This is a genomic window from Flavobacterium zubiriense (assembly GCF_041729725.1).
In the GTDB taxonomy this organism is placed as follows: domain Bacteria; phylum Bacteroidota; class Bacteroidia; order Flavobacteriales; family Flavobacteriaceae; genus Flavobacterium; species Flavobacterium zubiriense.
Genome location: NZ_JBCFQL010000001.1, coordinates 203,914 through 218,265 on the forward strand (window position 1 = coordinate 203,914; position 14,352 = coordinate 218,265).

Annotated in this window: 11 protein-coding genes; all 11 read left to right on the plus strand. The window is 34.2% G+C overall.

Going from position 1 to position 14,352, the window contains the following annotated elements; all coding sequences use genetic code 11:
* Window positions 1–36 precede the first annotated feature (36 nt).
* The 11 genes from ctlX (at window position 37) to AAGV28_RS01015 (ending at window position 14,313) form a co-directional block, all read left to right on the plus strand.
* Window positions 37–972: a citrulline utilization hydrolase CtlX gene (ctlX, locus tag AAGV28_RS00965; RefSeq protein ID WP_373404957.1), complete on the plus strand. Its 936-nt coding sequence runs from the start codon at window positions 37–39 to the stop codon at window positions 970–972.
* A gap of 97 nt (window positions 973–1,069) precedes the next feature.
* A complete protein-coding gene (locus tag AAGV28_RS00970) occupies window positions 1,070–1,435 on the plus strand; it encodes a CoA-binding protein (protein WP_373404958.1) in 366 nt (121 codons plus the stop codon).
* Window positions 1,436–1,993: 558 nt separating this feature from the next.
* Window positions 1,994–2,614, plus strand: coding sequence for a recombination mediator RecR (gene recR / locus AAGV28_RS00975; protein ID WP_373404959.1), 621 nt, complete (start codon window positions 1,994–1,996; stop codon window positions 2,612–2,614).
* 263 nt (window positions 2,615–2,877) lie between these two features.
* Entirely contained in the window at window positions 2,878–3,666 is a 789-nt protein-coding gene (locus AAGV28_RS00980) for a polysaccharide biosynthesis/export family protein (RefSeq protein ID WP_373404960.1), read from the plus strand.
* Between the two features lie 16 nt (window positions 3,667–3,682).
* Window positions 3,683–6,130, plus strand: a complete 2,448-nt coding sequence (locus AAGV28_RS00985) for a polysaccharide biosynthesis tyrosine autokinase (protein ID WP_373404961.1) — start codon at window positions 3,683–3,685, stop codon at window positions 6,128–6,130.
* Window positions 6,131–6,325: 195 nt separating this feature from the next.
* Window positions 6,326–7,309: an SDR family oxidoreductase gene (locus tag AAGV28_RS00990; protein WP_373404962.1), complete on the plus strand. Its 984-nt coding sequence runs from the start codon at window positions 6,326–6,328 to the stop codon at window positions 7,307–7,309.
* A 278-nt stretch (window positions 7,310–7,587) separates the two neighbouring features.
* Window positions 7,588–8,979, plus strand: coding sequence for a UDP-glucose 6-dehydrogenase (locus AAGV28_RS00995; RefSeq protein ID WP_373404963.1), 1,392 nt, complete (start codon window positions 7,588–7,590; stop codon window positions 8,977–8,979).
* Between the two features lie 121 nt (window positions 8,980–9,100).
* Complete coding sequence (locus AAGV28_RS01000; RefSeq protein WP_373404964.1) at window positions 9,101–9,565, plus strand: UpxY family transcription antiterminator; 465 nt, start codon at window positions 9,101–9,103, stop codon at window positions 9,563–9,565.
* Window positions 9,566–9,919: 354 nt separating this feature from the next.
* Window positions 9,920–11,236, plus strand: a complete 1,317-nt coding sequence (locus AAGV28_RS01005) for a nucleotide sugar dehydrogenase (protein ID WP_373404965.1) — start codon at window positions 9,920–9,922, stop codon at window positions 11,234–11,236.
* A gap of 186 nt (window positions 11,237–11,422) precedes the next feature.
* On the plus strand, window positions 11,423–12,430 hold the full coding sequence (locus tag AAGV28_RS01010; protein ID WP_373404966.1) for a mannose-1-phosphate guanylyltransferase: 1,008 nt from the start codon (window positions 11,423–11,425) through the stop codon (window positions 12,428–12,430).
* A gap of 77 nt (window positions 12,431–12,507) precedes the next feature.
* On the plus strand, window positions 12,508–14,313 hold the full coding sequence (locus tag AAGV28_RS01015) for an ABC transporter ATP-binding protein (RefSeq protein ID WP_373404967.1): 1,806 nt from the start codon (window positions 12,508–12,510) through the stop codon (window positions 14,311–14,313).
* The last annotated feature ends 39 nt before the right edge of the window (window positions 14,314–14,352 follow it).

Below are 14,352 nucleotides of genomic sequence, written 5' to 3' on the forward strand. Positions count from 1 at the left end.
ATCTTTGGCGTAAGCAAAAAATAATAGTTTTATAAAATGAAACAAATAACCAATTCAGTTTTGATGATTCGTCCGGTAGCTTTTCGAATGAATGAGCAAACGACAGCAAATAATCATTTTCAAAAAGAATTAAACGGAATATTACCAGCAACAATAAATGCTAAAGCACAACAAGAATTTGACGCTTTTGTAAGCCAACTTGAATCGGTTGGGATTAATGTTTTAGTTGTTGAAGATACTTTAGAAACCGACACACCAGATAGTGTTTTTCCAAATAATTGGATTTCATTTCATGATAATGGAGATGTGGTTCTGTATCCCATGTTTGCCGAGAATCGAAGAGCCGAACGTCGAGAAGATGTTTTAGATATACTGGAAGAAAAAGGTTTTGTGATTGAGAATGTTGTCGATTTTACTTCGGCAGAGGAGGATGATGTTTTTCTGGAAGGCACAGGAAGTTTAGTTTTAGATAGAGCCAATGCAATTGCTTATTGCGCTTTGTCTCCAAGGTCTGATGAAGAGCTTTTTATCGAATTCTGCGAAGATTTTGATTATGCACCAGTTCTTTTTGAAGCTTTTCATACGGTTGATGGTAAAAAAGAATTGATTTACCATACTAATGTTATCATGAGTATTGGAGCGCATTTTGCCATCATTTGTTCTGATATGATTGCAGATAAGAAAGAACGCAAAATGGTCTTAGATAATCTAAGAGAAAGTAAAAAAGAGCTAATTTTAATTAGTGAAAAGCAAGTGGAGCATTTTGCTGGAAATGTCTTGGAACTTTCGGGGGCTGATGATAAAAGATTTATTGTCATGAGTACAACGGCTTTTGAGGCACTGAATCAGAATCAAATTGCGCAATTGGAAAAACATGGAAGTATTTTGAGTGCTGATTTGAAAACTATTGAAACCTGTGGAGGAGGAAGTGCCCGATGTATGATAGCTGAAATTTTCCTGCCTAAGAATTAGTACTAATTATTTGAATATTGCTTTTCGAAAAGTATTGAAATAAAGCATTACGCAACTTAAGTTCTATTTGAGTACCTTTGCAAAAATAATGAATGAAATGAAAAACAAAAAAACTTTAGTTCTGGGAGCCACTACTAAGCCAGACAGATATGCTTTTAGAGCCATAAATATGCTTGTTGAAAAAGGACATTCGGTTCTTGCTATTGGTCAAAATACGGGTGAAGTGTCAGGAATTAAAATTAGGACTAAAGCGATTCCATTAAAAAATATAGATACTATTACTTTGTATTTGAATCCTAAAAATCAACGCAATTATTATAATTATATAGTAGAAGTACAGCCTAAACGTGTTGTTTTTAATCCAGGAACTGAAAATCCAGAGTTGTACCAACTTCTAGAATTAAATAATATTAAGGTTGAAGTTGCCTGCACGCTTGTTTTATTAGCTACCAATCAATATTAATTATTTGGTTGCAAAATACTAAAGCCGTTTTCGTAAAGAAGATGGCTTTTTTGGTTTTGATGATTTTTTAAAAGCCATTTTATATTATTTATTTATACCAATTAGACATATAAAAAGTCCAATTCTTTTTTGTTACATCGAGCGCAGTCTAGATGCAATAATGGTTCTCGACTGCGCTACCATTGACGTTTTTATTAAAAGAAAAAAATTAGATTTATTAATTTTCTTTTTTGCTTGACCAAAAAAGAAACAAAAAAATCAAGTCTTGCGCTTTCTCGTCGGTCAAATTAGTTTTCGAATGCTAAAAGAAAAGAACTCGCTATCGCTCAAACAACTTTTCTTTTTACGCATTCTTCAAACATTTGACACTCGACTACGAAAGCTAAGGACAACTAAAAAATAATAATAATTGACAATTGACAAAGTATCAACGTCATTTTATATTACTTTTTTTAAACTAAAAATTATGCCTCGAACTGACAATAAGACCAATTTATATTTCTAAACGGTATTAGAATAATTAATTATTTCAATAAACAAATTGTTACATTTGCAACTATGGAATTTTCTTCAAAATTATTAGAAAAAGCGGTAAATGAAATTTCGCAATTGCCAGGAATAGGAAAGAGAACGGCTTTGCGGCTGGTTTTGCATTTGTTAAAACAGCCAAAGGAGCAAACTGGTTTTTTAACTCAGGCTTTGGTTGCTATGCGCGAGGAAATTAAGTTTTGCGAAAGCTGTCACAATATTTCAGACACGTCAATTTGTGAAATATGCAGTAATAAAAATAGAAATCATCAAGTAGTATGTGTTGTTGAAGACATTCGGGATGTTATGGCAATTGAAAATACGGGGCAGTTTAAGGGGATTTATCATGTTTTAGGGGGGAAAATTTCGCCAATAGATGGAGTAGGTCCCAGTCAATTGAAGATTTCGACTTTGGTAGAAAAAGTAAAATCAGGAAATTTGATAGAGGTTATTTTTGCACTAAGCTCTACCATGGAAGGAGATACTACTAATTTTTATATTTATAAGCAAATTTCCGATTCGGATATTGTAATTTCTACTATTGCCAGAGGAATTGCTGTAGGTGACGAATTAGAATATGCTGATGAAGTTACTCTAGGTAGAAGTATTTTGCAGCGTCTACCATTTGAAAAGGCTATAAAAAATAATTAATTTGGTTTGTAAATAACGAGGCTTTTAATAACGGTATTTGTTTTTAAAAAAAGTTAGCCACGAATTACACCAATTGTCATTCATCTTTATCAGCATTGGAATCGAATTTTACTAATTCTACCCGTTTTAATGATTCGTACCAATATAAAATAAGTAGTAAAAATGTGTTTTTTGAGTAATTCGTGGCGAAAATTTTAAAAGTGAATGCCTTGGCTTTTAATATTAATGAATGAAAAGCTATATTTGTTGTCTAAAATAATAAAATGACTAAGTATCTATTTTGTTTATTGTTAAGTGTTGCTATGCTCTTTTCCTCCTGTATATCTACACGGGATTTGGTTTATTTGCAAAATAAAAACGAAACAAATGTTGAAACTACTATTTCGGCTGTTGTTTCTAAACCGTACCGTCTACAAACGAGTGATGTTTTAAGCATTACCATCAAGGCAAATGACCCTAAACTAGTGGAGATTTTTAGTACTACTAGTCAAGCAGAAGCAGGTAAGTCTGAGTCGGCTTTGTATTTTAATGGTTTTACGGTTGACGATCATGGAAATATTAGAATGCCAATTTTAGGTGAGTTGAATGTAATAGGCTATACCCTTGATGAAATAAGACAACGCATCGAGAAACAATTGTTAGCGGAATATTTCAAGAAAGAAGCCAATATTTTTGTTACAGTAAAATTGGCTGGTTTTCGTTATACTATAAATGGTGAAATTGGAAGTACAGGAACTAAAACCTTATTTCAGGAAAATGTAAATATTATGGAAGCAATTGCTAATGCTGGCGATATTACACTTACGGGAAATAGAAAGGAAGTTACTATTATCAGGAAAACCCCAACTGGGAGTGAAATGCACGATATTGATCTTACGGATCGTAACGTAGTACATTCGCCTTATTTTTATTTGCAACCTAATGATTATATTTATGTAAAACCTCTAAAACAAAAAACCTGGGGTACAGGAAAAACAGGGATAGAATCTTTAGGAACGATATTGACGTTGATATCTTTAGCCACAACTGCTTTTTTATTATTAAAAAGATAAAACACATTTCGAAAAAATGTTAGATATAAAAGACTTTTCCCTTTTTGAAAACCAAGTTAGTTTTGACTTTAAAGGTTTGCTTATAAAAATAATAAGTTATTGGAAGTGGTTTTTGGTTAGTTTGATAATTGCTTTTACCATTGCCTATCAGGTAAATATTCGTAAAGAGCGAATTTATGAGATGCATACTTTGATTTCTATAAAAGAAGAGAGTAATCCGTTGTTTACTTCAAATACAAGTTTGACGTTTAATTGGGGAGGCGTTTCTGATCAGATGCAGACTGTTTCAACCACATTGCAGTCTCGATCACATAATGAACTTGTGGTTGATCAATTACAGTTTTATATCGATTATTTACAGCAAGAAGAGTACAATATGGTTGACGCTTATGGCGCTGTTCCTTTTTACGTAAGCATTGATAAGAACAAAGGACAATTAGCAGGTAGTTTGATTAGCATTACTTTTTTAAGCGAGTCCGAATATCAAATAAAAATCCCTTTTCAAAATAATTCTACATCACTTATTACTTATTCTGATAATTCGTATAGCAATACTAACGTAGCTGTAGGTGATTTTATTAAGAAATATAAAGTTGGAGAACCGGTTTCGTTGCCCTTTTTGAATTGGAAATTACAAATAAAAGATAATCCCGGTTTTTATAAAGGCAAAGAGTATTTTATTCGATTTAATGATTTTAATGGCGCGGTATCTCGTTATAGAGGTGTCAATGTGATTTCTGACGAAAAAGGTGCTTCCATTTTAACATTAAGAATGCAAGGAACAAATAAGGCTCGAATGGTCGAATATCTTAATGCTACAGTAAAAATGCTTATCAAAAGGCAACTGGATAATAAAAACCGATTTGCAACCAATACGATTTCTTTTATTGATAGTACGCTAATTGCCATGGAATCGCAATTAAAAACAGCTGGAGAAGAATTGAAATCTTTCAAGAAGGGCAAAGACGTTTTTAATCTAGAAGATGGTGGCGCTCGATTTTCGGACAAAATTCTTGAATATGATGTTGAAAAAGATGCTATCGCTCGAAAGATTGCCTATTATAATTCGCTTAAAGCTTATTTAAAAAATAGTGTTGATTATTCTAAACTACCAGCTCCATCCGTAGCTGGGATTGAAGATCCTAATATTGTTGCTAATATTTCTAAGCTTATTGCACTTTCTACCCAGCGTTCGGAAATGGCTTATGCGGTAAAAAGTGATAAGTTATTTCGGGATTTTGATAATCAAATGGAAGCAATTAAAAGTGTTTTGATTGAAAATATCACTACCGCAAAATCGGCATTACAATTTGATTTAGGATTGGTAAATAGTAAAATCAATCAGGCGGAAGGAAATATAAAACAATTGCCAGATGACCAACAGGAATTGGTGAAAATCAAGAGAAAATATGATCTAAGCGATAATATTTACAGTACATTTTTGCAAAAAAGAAGTGAAGCTGATATTGTAAAAGCAGCCAATTTATCGGATATTCATTTTATAGATCCTGCTAAGGATGTGGGAGGTGGGTTGATAGGCCCTAAAACTTCTGTCAATTACGTTATGGCACTTTTTTTAGGAATTCTGATTCCGTTGTTGTTTGTACTAGTCCTCTTTTTTATTAATAATTCGATTCAAAATGCTGATGATGTTAGTAAGCAAACACAAATCCCTCTAATAGGTATTGTGGGGCTGTATAGAGAGAAAGGAGAATTAGCTGTTTTTGATAAACCCAAATCTGCTTTGTCAGAATCTTTTAGAGCCATTCGTTCCTCTTTGCAGTTTTTGTATAAAAAACAACATGTAGAAGGAGGGAAAACGGTAATGATTACTTCATCAATCAGTGGAGAGGGAAAGACTTTTAGTTCGATAAATATTGCCACTGTTTTTGCGTTAAGCGAAAAGAAAACCGTGATTGTAGGTTTGGACTTGAGAAAGCCAAAATTAGCTCAAGAATTTAATTTGTCTAATGAAACTGGTGTTGTGAATTATTTAATTAGACAAAAAAGCCTAAAAGAAATAGTCAATGCAACAGAGATTCCTTACTTAGACATTATTCTTTCAGGACCTATTCCGCCCAATCCTTCCGAGTTAATAATAGGCGAAGCAATGGCTGATTTGATTGCAGAATTGAAAAAAGAATACGATTATATTATTTTGGACACGCCTCCCGTTGGTTTGGTTTCCGATTCCTTAGAATTGGGACAGTATGCCGATGTGACTTTGTATATTGTAAGGCAAAATGTAACTAAAAAAGAAATGATTCCTTTGTTAAACAACAGGGTTAAAAGGGGAGAAATGGCAAATGTTAGTATTGTTTTGAATGGTTTTGAAAACAAAGCTAAATATGGAGGAGCTTATGGCTATGGCTATGGTTATGGAGCGTATTCTAATGGATACCATGAAGAGGAGCAGCCCAAAGGGATATTAGAAAAAATAATGAAAAAGATTAGAAAAGGGTAGAGCCTGTTGTCAGTTGTTGGTTGGGAATTAGAAGGGAATGAATTTTCGTTTTCCCCCAGCCCTAAAGGGAGCCGAAAATTAGAACGTAGAGGATTATGATGAGTGTTCTAATTTTAAGGAGTAATGTTGTGACGAGGAATCCTTAACTTAATGAATGGGAGAAAAAGAAAATTTCTCTTTTAAGATAAATTTAAAATGAAAGAAACAAAAGCACATACATTGTTAATCACAGGAGGAGCTGGTTTTATTGGGTCTAATTTATGCGAATATTTTTTGTCGAAAGGCAATAAAGTAATCTGTGTGGATAATTTTGCTACAGGACACCGACATAATTTGAAAGATTGTATGGCGCATCCTAATTTTCTTTTAATTGAAGGTGATATTCGAAACTTTGAAGATTGTAAAAATGCAGTAAAAGGAGTTGATTTTGTGTTGCATCAGGCGGCTTTAGGTTCGGTTCCCCGTTCTATTAATGACCCCATTACAACCAATGATGTTAATGTTTCCGGATTTTTGAATATGCTTCAGGCATCAACCGAAGCTAAGGTAAAACGTTTTGTGTATGCGGCGAGTTCTTCCACCTATGGTGATTCAGAGGGATTGCCCAAGGTAGAAGCCGTTATTGGAAAGCCGCTTTCGCCTTATGCGATTACTAAATATGTGAACGAATTGTATGCTGAGATTTTTAGTAAAACGTACGGAATAGAAACGATAGGTTTACGATATTTCAATGTTTTTGGTAGAAAACAAGATCCCAACGGAGCTTATGCAGCGGTAATTCCGAAATTTGTGATGCAATTCATGAATCACGAAAGTATTACTATCAATGGCGATGGTAATTATTCCCGTGATTTTACCTATATTGATAATGTTATCCAAATGAATGAATTGGCTATTTCGACTGATAAAATAGAGGCTGTCAATACAGTGTATAATACTGCTTATGGAGATAGAAATACATTGAATGATTTGGTGCATTATCTAAAGGAATATTTAAGTGCTTATGATGCGAAAATTGCCGATGTGGCTGTCATTCATGGGCCGAATCGAGCAGGAGATATTCCGCATTCCTTAGCCAGTATCGATAAGGCTAAAGCATTGTTGGGTTACGATCCTCAGTATTCTTTGCAAGAAGGACTTAAGATTGCTGTAGATTGGTATTGGGAGAATTTGAAGTAGTGTGGTAGGCTGTCTTTATCGTTTGTCGTCTATCGTTTATCGATTTTCGTCTATCGTTTATCGTTTGTCGTTTATCGTTTGTCGTCTATCGTCTATCGTCTTTCGTCTATCGTCTATCAGATAACGAACAACGGATAACGAACAACGAATAACGAATAACGAACATCGGATAACGGATAACGAACATCGAACAACGAACATCGAACATCGAATAACGAATAACGAGTAACGAACAACGAAAATCGAACAATGGATAACGAGAAACGAATAAAAAATAAATGAAAATTACAAAAATTTGTTGCATTGGAGCGGGTTACGTAGGTGGGCCTACCATGGCAATTATAGCACAAAAATGTCCACAGATACAAGTAACTGTTGTGGATTTGAACGAAGAGCGTATTGCAGCTTGGAATCATACGGATGTTAGTCAGATTCCAATTTATGAACCAGGTCTTTCGGAAATTGTAGCCGAAGCCAGAGGGTGCAACTTGTTTTTTTCTACAAATGTTGAAAAGGCAATCGATGAGGCGCAAATGATTTTCATATCGGTTAATACGCCAACTAAAACTTACGGTAAAGGCAAAGGAATGGCTGCTGACTTGAAGTTTATTGAGTTGTGTGCCAGACAGATCGCTAAAGTAGCAAAAGACAATAAAATAGTAGTAGAAAAATCAACCTTGCCAGTTCGAACAGCTGAGGCTATAAAAAGTATCTTGGATAATACAGGGAATGGAGTGAAATTCCAAATCCTGTCTAACCCTGAATTTTTAGCAGAAGGGACAGCGGTTCAGGATTTACTACATCCAGATCGTATTTTGATAGGAGGAGATATAACTGAAGAAGGACAAAAAGCAATTCAGGCCTTGGTGGATGTGTATGCGAATTGGGTGCCTCTTGAAAGGATTTTAACTACTAATGTTTGGTCCTCTGAATTGTCTAAATTGACTGCAAATGCTTTTTTAGCGCAACGAATATCGTCTATTAATGCGATGTCAGAGCTTTGTGAAAAAACAGGAGCTGATGTGAATGAAGTAGCAAAAGCCATTGGAATGGATAGTCGAATTGGATCAAAATTTTTAAAAGCTTCTGTAGGTTTTGGAGGTTCTTGCTTTCAAAAAGATATTTTGAATTTGGTTTATATTGCTAAATCCTATGGTTTAAATGAGGTTGCCGATTATTGGGAACAAGTAATCATCATGAACGATCATCAAAAGAGGCGTTTTTCAGATAATATTGTAAAAACATTATACAATACTGTTTCGGGTAAAAAAATTGCGTTTTTAGGATGGGCTTTCAAAAAAGATACGAATGATACCCGTGAATCTGCCGCGATTTATGTAGCTGATGATTTGATTAGCGAAAATGCAACAATAGCCGTTTATGACCCCAAAGTAGTTAGAAAAAAAGTTTTAGCTGATTTGGATTATCTAGAAACCCGTACTACAGAGGCCAATTCCAATAGCATTTTGTCTTTTGAAACTCCCTACGAAGCTTGTGAAGGTGCTCATGCTATTGCTATTCTTACCGAATGGGACGAATTTGTTGCTTATGATTGGCAAAAAATTTACGATTCGATGCAAAAACCAGCCTTTGTTTTCGATGGAAGAAATATATTGGATAAAACGGTTTTACAAAAGATTGGTTTTGTGTATCAAGCGGTAGGGTCTTAGGGTTGTTGGTTGTGAGTTGTGAGTTGTCGAAGTCTCTTCTGTGTTAATTTAGAGTTTATTTATCTTAGTTGTTAGTACAGGAGTCAAAAAAAAATAAAGCAATTACATCAAAAGTATGCTAATGAATTGGTATGTAATTTATACAAAACCGAAATGGGAAAAGAAAGTAGCAGAACAGTTAGTTCAAAAAGGGATTGAGTGTTATTGTCCTTTGATTACGCAAGTTCGGCAATGGTCTGATAGAAAAAAAAAGGTTGAAGTTCCTCTTTTTAATTCCTATGTTTTTGTTCGTTTGTCAGATGCTGATCGAAATTTAGTTTTTCAGTCCACAGGTGCGGTGCGTTATCTTTTTTGGTTAGGAAAGCCTGCTATTGTGCGTGATGAAGAAATTAATACTATAAAAAAATGGCTGATTACTCCTGATCAATATGAAATTTCGGTTTCTTCTTTACAGGTTGGAGATAAAGTGGTTTTGGAGTCAGGTCCTTTTCAATCTCAGCAAGCTATTGTTCAGGAGATCAATAAAACAAGTTGTGTTTTGGTTTTGGAATCTATGGGCTGTGTCTTGAGGATGAAAAAAATATAAAGTTGAAAAGTCAAAAGTCTCAATAGCCTTACGTCATCTATTTAATATGATGTAAGGCTATTTAAAACAAAAATTATAATTTTCCTTTCCTTCAAAAAAAGATTAAACGACTACAATAAAAAAGCGGTGCTTTTTTTTTAAGCTTTTATTGGATATAGTCTATTGTTTTCTAATTTGTTACAGTTTTTGATTTGTTATTTTTCTTTCAAATTAAAAAGTATTGATAGGAATTTAGCTTTTAGTACTTATATTTGCGAACAAAAAAAGAGCTGGATTCTAACCCATTTTATGTGAGTTGGAACCGCGAAGCGTTGGGATTGAATCAACGTGGAGGAGCTAAATGATATAAAATCAATGGATTATTATTCTAAAATAGCTGTTATCGGTCTTGGTTATGTAGGCTTGCCTTTGGCTCGATTATTTGCCACAAAGTACGCTGTTGTAGGATTTGATATCAATCAAAAACGAATAGAAGAGTTACATTCAGGAATAGACAGCACTTTTGAAGTAGAAGAAAGTGTTTTGAATTCGGTTTTAGTTTCTAAAGAGTTTATGTTGAATGGAGTAGAGACCAAAAAAGGGCTCTATTGTACCAATGAATTACAAGACATAGCCGATTGTGATTATTATATTGTAACGGTTCCAACTCCTGTTGATAAAAACAATCGTCCTGATTTGACGCCATTATACAAAGCCAGTGAAACAGTAGGGAAAGTTTTGAAAAAAGGAGCTATTGTTATCTACGAGTCTACGGTTTATCCAGGTGTGACTGAGGATGAATGTGTACCCGTTTTAGAACGAATTTCTGGTTTGCAATTTAATGTCGATTTTTTTGCGGGCTATTCTCCGGAACGAATCAATCCGGGCGATAAAGAACATACTGTAGATAAAATCCTCAAAGTTACCGCGGGTTCTACTCCAGAAATTGGACAAAAAGTAAATGCGTTGTACCAATCGGTAATTACAGCAGGAACACATTTGGCTCCATCTATAAAAGTGGCTGAGGCTGCCAAAGTAATTGAAAACTCCCAACGCGATATCAATATTGCTTTTGTAAACGAATTGGCTAAAATATTCAATTTGATGGATATTGATACCCAGGCCGTTTTAGAAGCTGCAGGAACCAAATGGAATTTCTTAGCTTTCAAACCAGGATTAGTTGGTGGTCATTGTATAGGTGTTGATCCGTATTATTTGGCTCAAAAAGCACAGGAATTAGGTTATCATCCTGAAATTATATTAGCTGGGCGACGTTTGAATGACAGTATGGGGGAGTATGTAGCGGCCCAAGTGGTGAAATTAATGATTAAAAAAGGAATTTCAGTTAATGGAGCTACATTGTTGATGTTGGGTATCACATTTAAAGAAAACTGCCCTGATGTGCGTAATACTAAAATTGTAGATGTTATCAAAGCATTACAAGAATATGGAATTACGGTAACAATTTATGATCCATTGGCTAATCCTGAAGAGGTGCAGCGAGAATATGGATTGATTTGTCACCCTGTCCCGAAGTTTCGGGATGTTGAAGGACAAAAATTTGATGCCATTGTATTAGGAGTAGCACATACACCGTTTTTGACTATGGATTTGTCAAAACTTCAAAACACAACTAGTGTCATCTATGATGTAAAAGGGGTTTTGGGAGATTTTGTGGATGGGAAGTTGTGATTTTTGTTTTTCGTCCATCGTTTTTCGTCGATCGTCTGTCGTCGATCGTTTAACGAAATCGGTCAACGAACAGCGGTCAACGGTCAACGATAAACGGTCAACGATAAACGGTCAACGAACAGCGGTCAACGGTCAACGAAAATCGGTCAACGAAAATCGGTCAACGGACAACGAATATTGAAAAAAATGAACAAAAAACATACCACTATACACGTAATCCTCACTGGAGGAGTTGGAAGTAGGTTGTGGCCACTTTCAAGGAAAAGCCAACCCAAGCAATATCTCGAAATATTTGAAGGGAAATCTTTGTTTGAATTAACGGTAGAACGTAACAGTACTATTGCAGATAAGGTAATTGTAGTGGGGAATGTAGATAATTGTCATTTGAGCAGGAAGATATTAGAAAAGAGAAATACCCCTTATCTTGATATTGTTGAATCTACACCTAGAAATACAGCAGCTGCAATAGCCTTTGCCGCTTTTGCCGCTGATCCCGATGACATTTTGATTGTGACTCCAATGGATCATATTATCGAAAAGAAAGAACTCTATGATGAAGCCGTAAGTGAAGCTATTGAAAAAGCCGCTAATGGTTATATTGTGACTTTTGGGATTGTTCCTACCAAGCCTGAAACAGGCTATGGCTATATCGAATACAAAGGAGAGAATGTACTTTCCTTTAGAGAAAAACCCAATTTGGTTACTGCCAAAGGCTTTATTGCTAAAAAGAATTTTTTGTGGAATAGCGGGATGTTTTGTTTTAAAGCGAGTGTATTGTTAGAGGAATTAAAAGCTTTTAAACCTAAAGTATACAAAAAAGCAAAAATTGCTTGGGAAAATAATGTAGAAGGGAAGTTAGATTTCAATTTGTCTCTCGATATTCCATCTATAAGTGTGGATTATGCCGTAATGGAGCGAAGCAAAAAAATAAAGGTAGTTCCCTCTCAATTTTTATGGTCTGATTTGGGTTCTTTTGAATCGGTTTATGATTATTTAGTTTCTAAAGGGCATGCTGTTGACGCCAATGGCAATATGACTATTGGTACTCAAAATTACACTGCATTTATTGGTTTGAAAAATACCATTTTGATTGCTACCGAGAATGCTAATTTGGTTTTGCAAAAGGAATTTTCTCAGGACGTTAAGGATTTGTACAATGAACTAGAAGAGGAGAAACCAGAGTTGTTGGAGTAATAAATAAATAAAAAGAAAGAAAGAAGAATTATAATGAATACAGAACAGCAGAAGACACAAATAAACCATAATATACAATGAAAATGTTAGACGAAATTAAAACATTCATTGCTAAAAAATTGGACACCTTGTATTATTTCTATAAATACATAGGAAATAAAATTTTTGTATTACTTCTGTTTAATTTTCTGTATGTATTGATGGATGGTTTTGGATTAACCATGTTTATTCCATTATTACAAATTGCAGATGGGAATACTAATACAGAAGGTGCTAATGGCAGATTAATTGAATATACTAGTGCTTTATTTCAGTTTTTGCATCTTCCAATGAACGTTATTACGATGTTATTGTTAATTATGCTGCTATTTGGTTTAAAAGCATTGTTCACTTATTTTACAATGGCTTATCAGGCTGTAAATCTCGAAATTTTTATTAAAAAATTGCGTATAAAAAACACTCTAGGCCTGAGTGAACTAAACTTTAGTGAATTTGTATCTTCTGATATTGGTCGTTTGCAAAATACACTAACGGGTGAAGTAAATAATGTAGTTGGTGCTTGCAGAACCTATATAGAAACCATTAAAAATGCTATGATTGTGTTTGTTTATATGGGTTTTGCTTTTTTTATGGATTGGAAATTTTCTCTATTAGTCGTTATTGGTGGGTTACTCTCTAATTTGATTTATCGCTTATTTTACAAACATATCGAAAATTTATCTCGGGAAAATACTAAGTACGCCCATGAATATTCTAGTTTGGTCATTCAATCAGTGAATAATTTTAAATACCTAAAAGCTACACAACGCAATGCATTGTTTAATCGCCGTATGCTTAGCGTTTTAAATTCTGCTATAGATAATTCGATTCGCGGGGGTAAGTTAACGAGTTTAATTACTTCCATACGAGAACCAATTATGATTTTGGTGGTATGTGCGGTTATTGGTGTACAATTATTGGTATTCAAATCATCATTATCGGCTATCTTAATAATATTAGTACTGTTTTATCGTGCAATGGCATACATCATGTCATTACAAATTTCTTGGAATACTTACTTGGGAAGCATTGGTTCGATGGAAAACATGCGTGATTTTGAGAAATATTTAATTCAGCATAAAGAGATTGATACAGGTATCGTAAATGTAGAAAAAATAGACGAAATTGAACTTTTAGATATTCATTTGGCCTATGGAGATATACAGGTAATAAGAGGCGTCGATTTGAAAATTGTTAAGAACAAGTCGATAGCTTTTATAGGCGAAACAGGTTCGGGTAAAACAACATTAGTTAATATTATAGCCGCTTTGTTAAAAGTAGATCAAGGAGCTATTTTGATTAACTCTACACCTTTAAATGAGATTAGCTTACAGTCCTATCGCTCCCGTATAGGTTACATTTCTCAGGATACTACTATTTTTAATGCTGATATTTTTGATAATGTAACTTTTTGGGCAGAAAGAACCGCAGAAAATCTAGAGCGATTTTACAATGCCGTAAAATTGAGTAGTATCGAAAAATTTATCAGCGGATTGCCCAATGGTTATAATGAAGTTTTAGGAAATAATGGTTTGAATTTAAGTGGTGGTCAAAAACAACGCATCTCCATTGCCCGGGAGCTTTATCGTGATATTGATATTTTGATTATGGATGAGGCTACTTCTGCATTAGATTCACAAACAGAGAAAGAAATCAAGGATAGTATTGAATACCTTCAGGGTAAAGTAACCATAATTTCTATAGCCCATCGCTTATCAACGGTTAAAAATGCGGATGTAATTTACCTATTAGAAGAGGGGAAAATAATTGCTTCAGGTGATTTTGAAAGTTTAAAGACAAAGTCAGATTATTTTAAGAATTTGACCGTTTTGCAAGGGATGTAAAACATTTTAAGTATAGTATTTGGAAGTTCAATACAATTT

Coding starts and splice junctions, on each gene's coding strand:
- ctlX (WP_373404957.1), top strand. CDS start 37: ATGAAACAAATAACCAATTCAGTTTTGATGATTCGTCCGGTAGCTTTT.
- AAGV28_RS00970 (WP_373404958.1), top strand. CDS start 1,070: ATGAAAAACAAAAAAACTTTAGTTCTGGGAGCCACTACTAAGCCAGAC.
- recR (WP_373404959.1), top strand. CDS start 1,994: ATGGAATTTTCTTCAAAATTATTAGAAAAAGCGGTAAATGAAATTTCG.
- AAGV28_RS00980 (WP_373404960.1), top strand. CDS start 2,878: ATGACTAAGTATCTATTTTGTTTATTGTTAAGTGTTGCTATGCTCTTT.
- AAGV28_RS00985 (WP_373404961.1), top strand. CDS start 3,683: ATGTTAGATATAAAAGACTTTTCCCTTTTTGAAAACCAAGTTAGTTTT.
- AAGV28_RS00990 (WP_373404962.1), top strand. CDS start 6,326: ATGAAAGAAACAAAAGCACATACATTGTTAATCACAGGAGGAGCTGGT.
- AAGV28_RS00995 (WP_373404963.1), top strand. CDS start 7,588: ATGAAAATTACAAAAATTTGTTGCATTGGAGCGGGTTACGTAGGTGGG.
- AAGV28_RS01000 (WP_373404964.1), top strand. CDS start 9,101: ATGAATTGGTATGTAATTTATACAAAACCGAAATGGGAAAAGAAAGTA.
- AAGV28_RS01005 (WP_373404965.1), top strand. CDS start 9,920: ATGGATTATTATTCTAAAATAGCTGTTATCGGTCTTGGTTATGTAGGC.
- AAGV28_RS01010 (WP_373404966.1), top strand. CDS start 11,423: ATGAACAAAAAACATACCACTATACACGTAATCCTCACTGGAGGAGTT.
- AAGV28_RS01015 (WP_373404967.1), top strand. CDS start 12,508: ATGAAAATGTTAGACGAAATTAAAACATTCATTGCTAAAAAATTGGAC.